10 protein-coding genes and 1 pseudogene are annotated in these 12,818 nt (G+C 39.8%); 3 read left to right on the forward strand and 8 right to left on the reverse strand.

The features are described from left to right. Positions 1–166: 166 nt before the first annotated feature. Positions 167–1,207 (forward strand): quinolinate synthase NadA, encoded by a 1,041-nt coding sequence (nadA, locus tag ACRC53_RS04195; protein WP_438642303.1) that lies wholly within the window; start codon positions 167–169, stop codon positions 1,205–1,207. A 266-nt stretch (positions 1,208–1,473) separates the two neighbouring features. Here nadA and ACRC53_RS04200 read toward each other — a convergent pair. The 5 genes and pseudogenes from ACRC53_RS04200 to ACRC53_RS04220 all read right to left on the reverse strand — a co-directional run. Continuing rightward, a pseudogene (locus ACRC53_RS04200) lies at positions 1,474–2,076 on the reverse strand (YfdX family protein); the annotation flags it as partial. 204 nt (positions 2,077–2,280) lie between these two features. Then, complete coding sequence (locus tag ACRC53_RS04205; protein ID WP_438642304.1) at positions 2,281–2,562, reverse strand: hypothetical protein; 282 nt, start codon at positions 2,560–2,562, stop codon at positions 2,281–2,283. A gap of 49 nt (positions 2,563–2,611) precedes the next feature. After that, on the reverse strand, positions 2,612–3,115 hold the full coding sequence (locus tag ACRC53_RS04210) for a YbhB/YbcL family Raf kinase inhibitor-like protein (RefSeq protein WP_438642305.1): 504 nt from the start codon (positions 3,113–3,115) through the stop codon (positions 2,612–2,614). Positions 3,116–3,309: 194 nt separating this feature from the next. Further along, positions 3,310–3,510, reverse strand: a complete 201-nt coding sequence (locus ACRC53_RS04215) for a hypothetical protein (RefSeq protein ID WP_438642306.1) — start codon at positions 3,508–3,510, stop codon at positions 3,310–3,312. Between the two features lie 757 nt (positions 3,511–4,267). Next, positions 4,268–4,612 carry an antibiotic biosynthesis monooxygenase family protein gene (locus ACRC53_RS04220; protein WP_438642307.1) on the reverse strand — a complete coding sequence of 115 codons (345 nt, stop codon included), beginning with the start codon at positions 4,610–4,612 and terminating at the stop codon, positions 4,268–4,270. Positions 4,613–5,184: 572 nt separating this feature from the next. Here ACRC53_RS04220 and kch point away from each other — a divergent pair. Beyond that, a complete protein-coding gene (gene kch, locus ACRC53_RS04225) occupies positions 5,185–6,540 on the forward strand; it encodes a voltage-gated potassium channel protein (RefSeq protein ID WP_438642308.1) in 1,356 nt (451 codons plus the stop codon). Between the two features lie 113 nt (positions 6,541–6,653). Here kch and hcr read toward each other — a convergent pair whose 3' ends face one another. From hcr to ACRC53_RS04240, 3 genes are all read right to left on the reverse strand, one after another. Beyond that, a complete protein-coding gene (gene hcr, locus ACRC53_RS04230) occupies positions 6,654–7,730 on the reverse strand; it encodes an NADH oxidoreductase (protein WP_438642309.1) in 1,077 nt (358 codons plus the stop codon). 138 nt (positions 7,731–7,868) lie between these two features. Then, entirely contained in the window at positions 7,869–9,524 is a 1,656-nt protein-coding gene (gene hcp / locus ACRC53_RS04235; protein ID WP_438642310.1) for a hydroxylamine reductase, read from the reverse strand. Between the two features lie 119 nt (positions 9,525–9,643). Then, positions 9,644–10,543, reverse strand: a complete 900-nt coding sequence (locus tag ACRC53_RS04240) for a lysine exporter LysO family protein (protein ID WP_438642492.1) — start codon at positions 10,541–10,543, stop codon at positions 9,644–9,646. A gap of 220 nt (positions 10,544–10,763) precedes the next feature. Here ACRC53_RS04240 and ACRC53_RS04245 point away from each other — a divergent pair, with 220 nt between their 5' ends. Continuing rightward, positions 10,764–12,776, forward strand: a complete 2,013-nt coding sequence (locus tag ACRC53_RS04245; protein WP_438642311.1) for a DUF2813 domain-containing protein — start codon at positions 10,764–10,766, stop codon at positions 12,774–12,776. The last annotated feature ends 42 nt before the right edge of the window (positions 12,777–12,818 follow it).

Raw genomic sequence — 12,818 nt, forward strand, 5'->3', positions numbered from 1 at the left:
TAAAAGAGATATATTATTTAATATAAACTCTTTATAACTAAGCGAATAATTATTATTCGCTTAGTTTTGTTTATACGTATAAACAAAGGGTAAGAGATGTACATATGTAACCAAATATAGCAAAATGCCTCTACAGGTATCTCTTAGAGTGTAGAGGCGTTGCACCATGAGTCAGATTTTCGATACTAATCTATCGGCTTACCCCTTTCCCGCAAAACCTGAACCGCTAACGGATCAACAAAAACGGTTTTACCGTAAGCAAATACACCATTTATTAAAAGAAAAAAATGCTGTTCTAGTGGCTCATTATTACACTGATCCTGAAATTCAGGCTCTTGCCGAAGAAACCGGTGGGTGTGTAGCTGACTCTTTAGAGATGGCAAAATTTGGCCGCGCACATTCAGCATCAACACTAATTGTTGCAGGCGTGCGCTTTATGGGCGAATCTGCAAAAATTTTAAGCCCTGAAAAACACGTGCTAATGCCAACACTTGAAGCAGAGTGCTCATTAGATTTAAGATGCCCTGAAGCTGAATTTATCGCATTTTGTGATGCTCATCCAGATCGAACCGTTGTGGTGTATGCAAACACATCTGCGGCAGTTAAAGCACGAGCTGATTGGGTAGTCACATCAAGTATTGCAGTAGAACTCATTGATCATCTTGATTCTTTAGGTGAAAAAATTATTTGGGCACCTGATCGTCATCTTGGCCATTATGTGCAAAAACAAACAGGTGCTGATGTATTGTGCTGGCAAGGTGAGTGTATTGTTCATGATGAGTTTAAAGCACAAGCTTTAAAGCAGATGAAGGCATTGTATCCTAATGCGGCAGTTTTGGTTCATCCTGAATCACCGGCATCAGTTATTGCATTGGCAGATGCAGTAGGGTCAACCAGCCAATTGATTAAAGCAGCTCAAACATTGCCACAATCAACATTAATTGTGGCGACGGATAGAGGGATTTTTTATAAAATGCAGCAAGCTTGCCCTAATAAGCAAATATTTGCCGCACCAACCGCAGGTGAGGGGGCTACTTGTAAAAGTTGTGCACATTGTCCGTGGATGGCAATGAATGGGTTACAGGCTATTTATTCGGCGTTGGCAGATGATCCTGTGCCACATGAAATTTATGTTGATGAGATTATTCGACAAAAAGCATTACTACCGTTAAACCGTATGCTTGAATTTGCTGCATCATTAAAATAGTGTTAAAAGTCATTAAATATCTCATGGTCTATAATATTGTCAATAGACCATGAGAGAACAACGAAAATATCAAATTTCAATTATTTTGTTGTTGCGGTAGTGCTTGTATTAGCGGATTCAGGAGTAGAATGCGCTGGTGTAGCTGGTGTAGCTGGTGTAGCTGGTGTAGCTGGTGTAGCTGGTGTAGCTGGTGTAGCTGGTGTAGCTGGTGTAGCTGGTGTAGCTGGTGTAGCTGGTGTAGCTGGTGTAGCTGGTGTAGGTGTACCAATCAGGCTTTCTGAATCAATAATAATACCATCTTCAGCTGCTTTTAATGCTAAGTTAGCTTCATAGTATTTATTTTCTTTTATTAGTGTAATTGCTTTATTGACATGTTGCTGAGTCTGTTTTAGTGGCATTAATGCTTGATTTTCAACAATACCAATACCTGCTAAACGCAATGTATCAAGAGCGCCTTTACGATCACCCGCTTTAATTTTTTCATTTGCAGTGCTAATTGCTTTTTGTTTAGTTGGCGTTGGCGAGAAATCTTCTGAGACAGACATTGATGCATTAATAATGACATAATTATCACCTGCTAATGGTGCAGTTTTACCAACTTTAATAAATTTAGTCCAATCAATGCTATCGGTCGCAAGTTCAGTTTTTGCTTTTAACACTAACTTTTGGGCGTCTGTTGGCTGACCATTAAACAGTGCTGCACGCGCACGCTGTACGTTCATCATTGCAGAGAAACCTTGTTGGGCAACTTGCAATGCATCTTTTTGTTGTTGCTGAGAAACAGCAGGCACAGCAGGTTGTTCAGCAGCCATTGCGCCAGTAGAGAAAATAGCAACAGACAATGCAACCGCAGATAAAATTTTCTTCATTTTAATTCCCTACATAACAATTGATAATCACGTAAATCATATTGATATAACTAATATCAGATAATACTAAATTGTTTTTTTTTAGATACTAAAAAATAGGATAGTTTGTTACTAAATGTTTTGTTGTTTCTACTTTTATGCTACAGTTTTTATATTAAAAGCAATTAACAATGTAATTGCTTTTAATATGAAAGAATATCTTAACTATATATTACTTTTATTTGATTGTAAGGAAGATTGACATTGACGAATCTTTTCTACAATTTTCATAAGTTCAGGGTTATCAGAAAATAGCATACTTAAGTCAAATTTCTGCCAACATTTTAACTTAGTACAGGCTTCTTGAATAAGTGACGCTTTTTCCTGTTCTGTTATATCAGGGGTAGATAGCATCTGTTTAATTTGCTTTACATATTTTATGTATTTAATACGTTCAAGTTTTTGAACAGAGTTACAAGTGGTTTTAACCACATTGGTTGAGTGCATGCTAAGTCCTACAACAAAGTCATACTTTAAAGTATGCAGTCATGGCTATTTAATACTGATATAATGCAGTAAAGCTTGTTTTAGCTAACATATTTGCATTAAGCATAAAACCTACCATAGCAGGCATTGTATTTGCTGTTAAGTCTAATGATTCAACACTTAATGCATAAAGTGTAAATGTATAATGGTGAATGCCATGGCCTTCTGGTGGGCAAGGGCCACCAAAACTAGAAAAACCAAAGTCAGTTAAGCTTTGTACTGCGCCAGTGGGTAAACCAAGGCCTTCAGGTGTAACTCCAGCAGGCAATGCGTGCGTATTTGCAGGAATATTAAATACAACCCAATGCCACCAACCACTTCCTGTTGGTGCATCACTATCATGAATAGTTAATGCAAAACTTTTTGTACCGGCAGGTGCATTTTTCCACTGCAATGCAGGTGATAAGTTTTGACCTTGATGACCAAAACCATTAAATGCATGGCGTTTTAAAAGAAAATCACCATCATTTAATTCAGAACTAGAGAGTGTAAAATGACTCTGCAAGTTAGACATAGTATTACCTCTGTGTGCTCTTCTTATTATGCTAATTTATCAATAAAAATATAACTAAAATAAAGGTATTGGCTAGGTGTAGGCTAACTCAAGATATTAAACAGATCGATAAAGATGTTGTGTGTAAATCACTATAAAAGTAACTACTTTTTACGATGTGTCTATACCTATTGCATAGTTGCATAGTGATAAATTTAGTCTTTTCGCATAAAAAGTGCCAATACAGCAGTCACCACAACATTGCCAAGATAAAACCATGATAGCCACTCTGGGCGCGAGCTAATCGTTAAATTGTGAGTGAGTGCAGAACCAATAAAGAGGATCCAAAGTAGGGCTATCATAGAGCTACCCACTTTTGTATTGATTTCTATGCTATTTTTTTTATGATTATTCATGTCGTTATCTCTATGTGTTAAGATTATTAAAATGCATAAGCATTATCTTATTTAATAATAGAGTGTGTTATGCCATGAATATGGTGTATTGAAAAGAGGAAAAATAAAAATTGAAGATTTAAAGAGGTGAGTGCAAACAAATTGAATAACTAAACGCTATTATCAGCAAGAGATAGTAGAGTTTAGTGAGAAAATGTGTAATTAATCTTCTCTTGACCACGATGCTAGGAGCGATGTGGCGATTACATTACCAAGAAAGGCAAATGTCACCCAGATTGGGCGATGATTGTTTGAGGTTAAATTGGTTGATAGTGCTGCACCAAGAAATAATACCCAAATAAGTGCAATTGTTGAAAGTGTTACTGTACCTTTATTTTTATATAACATAGTGGCCTTAACCTATAATGAACAGTTTGTTACTGTATTATGTGATTCAATGTATGTATGTTGTTTCACTTTGAATCATATAGCAATAGGTAGGTGTGTGGCAATGATCAATGTATATGTTTTTTTAGCAGAGCACTTAAGAAAATAGAGTGTTATTGTTGATGCGGCTAATAATACATGACTAAAGTAAAAATACAGAAAAATAGTATACTCTAATATATTCTCACCTATAATATAAGAATTATCACAGTACTGTTTAGATTTGATAGAAGAGAGTATAAAATAGCGAGGGTTTTTATTTTATTATGCTTTTATTAAAGCTAAAGCGTTATTTTATCAATAACGCTTTTTATACACTAATTTATTTATTTTATGCTTTTTTTATCAGCTTATCTTTTAATGGGTGCTCAATTTTCCCATCATTATAGGCGGCTTCAATTTTTGCTATAACAACCTGATAACCACTTAGCCATTTAGCATGTTTTTGTTTTGCTTCTTTATGCGTATCATTATGAATTAACGCATCCAACCCTTCTTTACCTTCCCAGTAATAGATATTAATCAGTTGGCCTGACTCAGGGTGAACATAACTTTCGTCACCTAAGTAGCCGGCTGTTTTTTTTGCAATTTCAGCAATCATATTATCAAGAGTATAAAACTCATCATCATACTCTTTTTTTTGGAAGATAAAGGTAGCTGAATAAATATCTTGCATGATAGTAGCACTCAACACTTATATAATTTGAATATATAATATAGAAATAAAAAGGCTTTGTGTGTAATAAATTGTATTATTGTGTATAACTCCGTCAGTATTGTTAATTTCCCGTAAGTGGCGTAATTGAGCGTAACGAGGTAATCAATTAGCTTAATGTTAAAATGACCAAGTAATCAAATAACTGTATTGCATATCATTTTAATACAGACCAGATAAAAAATCTGAGCTTATATCTATTGAATAAAGGAAGAAAGAGTGGCATTGATAAGTGCTATTATGAATATGAACAATAAAAGAGAAAACACGACACATAGCAATGTTACTTTAAATATATTTAAATAGCGTGCTACTTATTGCAGGTGAAAGCATGTCATGTTTTAAGTGAGTGTTTATATGTTAGATCTGTTGAGTTATAAAGAGTTAAATGAAATGTAATGTTTTGAGTGCCTTAACTTTTGGTTGATTTTCATTCTAATCTGTATATGAAAAAATGGAATATTCTTGTTTTTGACGTTATTATCCTCTATTAAGAAGAGGCTCTGATACATTGAACGCTAAAAGGTGATCACTTGAGTTATTTTTCAGGTTTTAAACAAAAAACAGTTAAGATATGGTTACGTGCCAGACATGGTATTGCTGCTATCGCTGTTTTGCTAAACGGGCTATTAATTTTTAAAACCATCTATAAATTGCCAATCAGTTTATTTGATATTTTTAAAATCAATAGTGTTTCAGGCATAGACTTTTCATTGCTTGCTAATGCCCCGTGGTTTATGCTAGGTATCTTTCTGGTATTAAACTTTTTTGGCTTATTATTCAGAGCTCGTTTAGCATGGGCAATGAGTATTGTTCTGTTACTTATTACACTTGTTTATACCATACACTTTTATCCTTATTTGAAATTTAGCATCTGTTTTTGTGCAATTTCAATGCTCATTCTTATTTTACTAAAAAAAGATTTCGAAAGTAGCAGTTCAACAGCAGGGGGGATTTTTGCCTTAATAAGTTTTGCATCTTTACTTTTTTACTCAACGTATGGTGCATTATATTTCGGTGAAGGATTTAACCCAAAAATACATAACTTAATGACATCGTTTTACTTTTCTATTGAAACGATGACAACTGTAGGTTATGGCGATATCGTTCCTGTTTCTGAATCTGCTCGATTATTTACAATCTCAGTGATTATTTCTGGGATTACCGTGTTTGCAACATCAATGACGACAATATTTGGTCCATTGATCAGTGGTGGTATTAATAATTTAATTAAAGGGAATCATAAGAAAATGAAAAGAAAAGATCACTTTATTGTTTGTGGCCACTCTATATTAGCCATTAATACCATTCAGCAACTTCACCAGAGAGGGCTTGATGTCACTATTATTACAAGTCATCCAGAAGATGAGCTTGCTCAATTTGAGCAACGTTTAGAAGGCAAGTTTGATATCGTTTCAGGTGATAGTAATGACAGTGCAGTATTGAAAAAAGCGGGGTTAGATGACTGTAAGGCGATTTTAGCCTTGAGCGACAATGATGCTGATAATGCGTTTGTAATTTTATCTGCAAAAGATTTAAATAAAGATGTTAAAACAGTACTTGCTGTATGTGATAGTAAAAACATTAATAAAGTGAAAAAAGTTCAACCTGATGTTATTTTATCACCACAATTATTTGGCAGTGAAATATTAGCAAGAATTTTAAATGGTGAGCAAGTAGACAGCAGTTTGCTAATCTCAATGTTATTAAATTCTGCACACGGCATCATTAGCGAAAATAACACAGTAAAATCTGATTTATTACAAGAGAATAATGGCAATGCAGAGGGTGAAGCATCAGCGAGTACAGTCAGTGATGATCAAAATAAAAACAGTGAGCCTTTTGTCGAAGAGAGTGATAATAAGAGCACTGAAAACTCGGATAAATAAATTAATATTGACTCTATTGGTATAAAAGTGTTTATCCATAAAGCGTAACTAGCATATGACTTATATGTTAGTTACGCTATTTTATTTCTATTAAAAATCAGTTTCGATAATAATTAAGCTAATTCTAAATCACTATTAATAGTACAGCTACATGCTAACACATAACCAGAAGCAATCTCGTCTGCACTTAGCGTCATCTGGCTAGATGATTCGGTATCACCACTGATAACCTGCACTTTGCATGAGCCACATACACCGGCACGGCAGGCGGCAAAAACGGGGACATCATGTTGCTCTAGTGCTGCCAGTAATGTTGTACCTACTGGAACATGGATATCGCGTTGTAGCCCGCGAATATGTAACTTCGCCATTGTATTAACAGAGCCCGTTGCAGTATTTTCTATTACCGCACTTTTTTCTGTTGTAAGATTATTGTCTTTAGCATTGAAAAATGACTCTTGATAAAACTCACCTTGTTTGACGCCCAATTGTTCTGTCACTGTTTTGGATAACGCCATATAAGATTCTGGTCCGCAACTCATCACCGTATATTTTTCTGCATCAGGCACAAGTTGCTTTAACATATCAAATGATAATCGGCCATTAAGTGGTGCAGGGTGGTGAGGTTGTTTCGCCATAATATGTAACGATAATGTTTTCGGGTGCGATGCTGCAAGTTGTTGCCACTCTTGGGCGAAGATAACATCGTCAACACTGTGTGCATTATAAATAACAGTGACATGCGTATTTTTACGCTGATGCATTAACCAGCGTGTCATAGACATAATGGGGGTTATCCCACAACCGGCAGCAAGCATCAGATATTGTTTATTATCAGCATGTGTAGCACAAGTAAAATCCCCTTGAGCATCACTTAACCACAATGTATCGCCAACCTTAACCTGAGTTGTTAACCACTGAGAACCAACGCCATTGGGAATTTGCCGTACAGTAATACTGATATATTCACTCACATTGGGTGATGAAGATATTGTATATGCACGTACAACGGGGAGATTGCCCGGCTTGTTTTCTGGCTGATTATTACCGATATTCACAAAGGCATACTGGCCAGCCAAATAAGAATAAGGCTTGGCTGGGCGTAATATCAGCGTAAAAACATCCGCCGTTTCTTGATGTAAAGCATGAACATACATTGCATTGTGGCAAAGCGTGGCGGAAGTCATCATAGTGATACTCACTGTAAGCTGAATAATGAATCTGAATAATGAATCTGAATAATTAGACTGAATAAATAATAGCAATAATATGAAATGAATAAGCACATGCAAAAACATGTGCCTATATTTATTACAGATGGTGAGAAGTTATGCAGGAGATAGAATAGACTTCATATCTTCAGCTACAGTAGTAATAGATCGCATACCAAACTTTTCATTTAATATTGCGAGCACATTATCAGTTAAAAATGCAGGTGCAGTAGGGCCGGTATAAATATCTTTTACGCCAAGAGCCAGCAATGTTAATAAAATAACAATGGCTTTTTGTTCAAACCAAGAAAGCACCAGCGTTAACGGTAAATCATTAATGCCACAATTGAGCTTTTCCGCTAAATTAACTGCCAACATAATGGCTGAATAAGCATCATTACACTGACCAACATCAAGCAAGCGTGGTAATGCACCAATTGTACCAAAATCAAATTTATTAAAACGATATTTACCACAGGCCAGCGTCATGATTAAGCAATCTTCAGGGATCTCACGGGCAAAATCGGTGAAATAGTGGCGCTCACCACGGCTGCCATCACACCCACCCACTAAAAATACGTGGCGCAGTTGTTTGTTTGCTACCATATCAATCACTGTATCCGCTGCACCGAGCAGAGTTTCACGGCCAAAACCTACCGTGATCATCTCATCGATTTCAGTATGCGGGAAGCCAGCCATCTCCTGCGCTTGGGCAATCACTGCAGAGAAATCTTCACCTTCAAGATGTTTAACATTTGGCCAGCCAACAATGCTGCGTGTCCAGATCCGGTCAGCATAATTGCCAACATTCGGGTCAATGATGCAGTTAGATGTCATCACGACAGGCCCTGGGAAGCGTGCAAATTCCTCTTGCTGGTTTTGCCATGCACTGCCGTAGTTACCGACCAGATGCGGGTATTTTTTTAGTTCAGGATAACCGTGAGCAGGCAGCATCTCCCCGTTAGTATAGATATTAATACCCGTACCTTCGGTTTGCTCTAACAGTGCTTTGAGGTCTTTAAGATCATGTCCGGAAATTAAAATCGCTTTACCCTTGACAGCTCGTATATTGACACTTGTTGGCACAGGGTTGCCGTATAAACCGGTTTCACCCGTATCAAGCATCGCCATAACATCAAAGTTCATCAGGCCGATAGCCATTGCATTGTCGAGCAGGGTTTGCATATCACTTGGGTTAGTACCCAGCCATGCCATAAAACCGTGGAATGTTGCATACACATCAGCACGTTGCTGCTCTAAAACGCGGGCATGCTCTAAATACGCAGCTGCACCTTTCAAGCCATACAGACAAAGCATACGCAGGCCATGAATATCATCACCCACTTCAGCTTTATCTTTGTTCAGCGCATATTCAGCCGCTTGCAGGGTTAATGCAGGAATGGCCAAATCAGACAGTTGGATATGAGCAACCGGAAGGGCAACATGAGCCTCGGCATTGTGTAGTCTACACTGTGTGGCCAGTGCTTCACGCAGCGTAATAGCCTGTTGGGTATACTCAACAATGCGGGCTGAATCAAAGTTAACATTGGTCAGTGTTGCAAAAAACGCTTTTGGCACAAACGCATCGACATCAGCGTCAATAATGCCATAGCTACGCGCCGTTACTGCCCATGCCGACAACCCTTCAAGCACTGCAACCAGCAAATCTTGCAAGTCAGAGGTTTCTGAGGTTTTGCCACACATACCTTGCGCGTAAGAACAGCCGTTACCGACAGAAGTACGAATAGTTTGCTCACATTGAACACAATACATTGAAGCCTCGCATTAAGTTATATTTTATATGCTTGTTATAGAGTCATCATAGAACTCATAAACAAGCATTTCAAATGCAACTTAATGCGATTTCATTCTGTCTTGATGCAGATCAATAATCAGAGTGCAAACAGCGCCATAAAGACCGGTGCGCTGAGGCTAAGAATAAAGCCACTGACAATGGCTGCGGGTACAAGCTGTACACTGCCTGACTTTTGGATCACCGGCAGAGTAAAATCCATTGCCGTTGCACCACCAATACCTACTGCTGACATACTGTAGCGGCGTACCAGCAGCGGAATAATCATAATGGCGATCAGCTCACGGAGTAAGTCATTGAAAAATGCTGCACTGCCCAGTATTGGCCCAAGTGCATCGGTTAGCATAATGCCAGAAAGTGAATACCAGCCGAACCCTGACGCAATGGCCAACCCTTTATTGAGAGGCAGCCCCAACAGTAATGCTGCAATCAGCCCGCCAAGCAGGGAACTGATCAGTACAACCACGGCAATCAGCATTCCACGGCGGTTGAGCAAAATTTGTCGCAACGGCATATTGCTATTACGCAACTGAATACCAATTAACCACAGTAAAAAAATCAGCGCGTATTCACTGGCTTTACCTGCATGTGCTGACCAAGGTTGTGTTACCCAACCTACAGCAAACCCAACAAATACAACGCCCAGCAATTGCAGTGAGTCGGCAGCCATTTTCAGGCGTGAAGGCAATACCTGTTGATGTAACGTAACCTGCCACGGCCAGCATTTATCCACCACATATAAAGCAATAAGGTTTAGCAGATTAATACAGCCGAAAAAGACCAGTGCATTCAGCACGATGTGTTGCAAATTTGCAGAAAGGTTATCTAAATAAGAGAGGGTGATACCCATTAACCCTAAAATAACATAGACCATCCAGCCACATAATTTACCTATCCATGGCGTTAGTGCCGGTTGGCGAAGCGGAAACAGATAACCAATAAGCAGAGGAACAATCACAATTAACAGGCCGGAGTACATCATTTTTCCTTAAAACCAGCAGAGCGACAGGGGGGATATTCACACGCTAGCGCAAAGCCAGAAGGCTGTAAAGAAATGTGTCTGAGATAACGTATCCATAAAATAAAAAAAGAGATTGTTAACATTGTGAAGTAAAACCAACCGCCGATGTAAATCACTTGACCACATACCGCTGCGGGGGTAACTCTCTTACAAGATAACGCCTTCACGAGGATGAGAAATGTTTCTCGAACGCATTGAAATTGTTGGATTTCGTGGTATTAACCGACTGTCACTTTTGCTGGATGAGAACACCGTTTTAATCGGTGAAAATGCCTGGGGAAAATCAAGCCTGCTGGATGCGTTAAGTTTGCTGCTCGCCCCAGCAGATACCTTGTATCGTTTTAAAGCGAGTGATTTTTATCATCCTCCCGGTGAAGAGCAGGCAAAAGAGCGGCACCTGCATATTGTTTTCACCTTTCGCGAGTTGACATCAGGACACTGGCAGCAAGCGCACTATGCACCTTTTCAAGCGGCATGGGTGAGCCCGCGTAATGATAAATTACAGCGGCTGCATTTTCGGCTAGAGGGTGAGTGGTGTGATGATGGCTCGGTATCCACATGGCGTAACTTTATTGATGAGCAGGGCAAGCCGTTACACCTTGACAATATTGAACCGTTAATCCACCAGCTGATCCGGTTGCATCCGGTATTGCGCTTGCGTGATGCGCGGTTGGTACGTAACCAAAAAGCCAAGTCTGAGCCTACGTCACCCAATATGCAGAAGCATACTGACAGGCAGAGAACTCGACCTCTGTCGCGCTACGATAGGGCGCGCCGCTATCTTTTACAGCGGCGATCGCGGCAGATACACACTGATTTTATTGAGTCTAAAACCGTGCCGCCTGAGGGGGAAAACGCAAATAAAAATGAAAATGCTGCCATCTCAGCGTATCACACTGATCATCAAACAGGTCAGCAAGCAAACCACTTTATGGGGGATGCAGAGCACGCCGCACACCCCTTTGATATCTCGGGTGAACTCTCACAGCATATTTATAAAACGCTGTCAGATAAACTGACCCACAACCTGCAAGATAACCCACAGCGTATTACCAATAAAGAGATCCGTGAAGGGTTGGATGCTGCCCGCCAGCTTCTTGAGCACTACTTTACCGAACACAGTACATCACCCACAGTGGCAAGGCGTCGAAGAAGCCCTGACTTGACGCTGCACAACTCATGGCAATCACTTGATATTTTACGGGGATTGGCACAGCGCCCTGAGAACCGCACCATCCGCCTGTTACTTTTGGGGATGTTTGCGAGCATTTTGCATGCTAAAGGCATTGAATCACTCGATCCAAACGCCAAACCGCTCTTGATTGTAGAAGACCCAGAAACCCGTCTGCACCCGATTATGCTCTCGGTGGCATGGGGGCTGCTCTCGGAATTACCGCTACAGCGGCTGACAACCACCAACTCAGGTGAATTGTTGTCGTACGTGCCGGTAGACCGCGTCTGCCGTTTGGTCCGCCATTCGAGTCGAGTCTCTGCCTACCGTATTTTGCCCTCAATGCTTAGCCGTGAAGACAGTCGTCGGATTGCGTTTCACATCCGTTTAAACCGAGCATCATCACTTTTTGCGCGTTGCTGGTTACTGGTTGAAGGCGAGACGGAAGTCTGGTTGCTGACAGAGCTGGCGCGGCTAGCCGGTTATCATCTGCAATCGGAAGGTATCAAAATTATTGAGTTTGCACAGTGCGGCCTTAAACCGCTGATCAAGTTTGCCAATGCCATGGGCATTGAGTGGCATGTACTGACCGACGGTGATGATGCCGGTAAGAAATATGCCGCGACTGTACGCGGTTTTTTGCGAACATCGTCATCACGTAATCCGTTTACCTCTTATCCGGCAAATAACCATGAGTTCAATAGCGATAAAAAGAGTAAAAATGAAAGCCTGACCAGTTCAGAGCGTGAAAATCTGACATTTTTACCGGTTGCTGATATGGAGTTGTATCTGTTCCATGCCGGTTTTGCGCATGTCTATTATCAAGTGGCACGGTTGCCTGAAAATATCCCACTCTCGCCGCGGCGGGTAATTGATAAAGCTATTCATCGCACATCCAAACCGGATATGGCATTGGCAATAGTCGAAGAGGCCGAACGGATGGGAACCGAATCTATACCGAAGTTACTGCGTCAAATGTTTTCAAAGGTGGTGTGGCTAGCTCGTGGGCGGGCAGGGTAGATAGGGTTATTTGCATTATTGAGTGCCCGATGGGGCACTCAA

Source organism: Plesiomonas sp. (assembly GCF_051652165.1).
GTDB lineage: Bacteria > Pseudomonadota > Gammaproteobacteria > Enterobacterales > CAMTGL01 > Plesiomonas.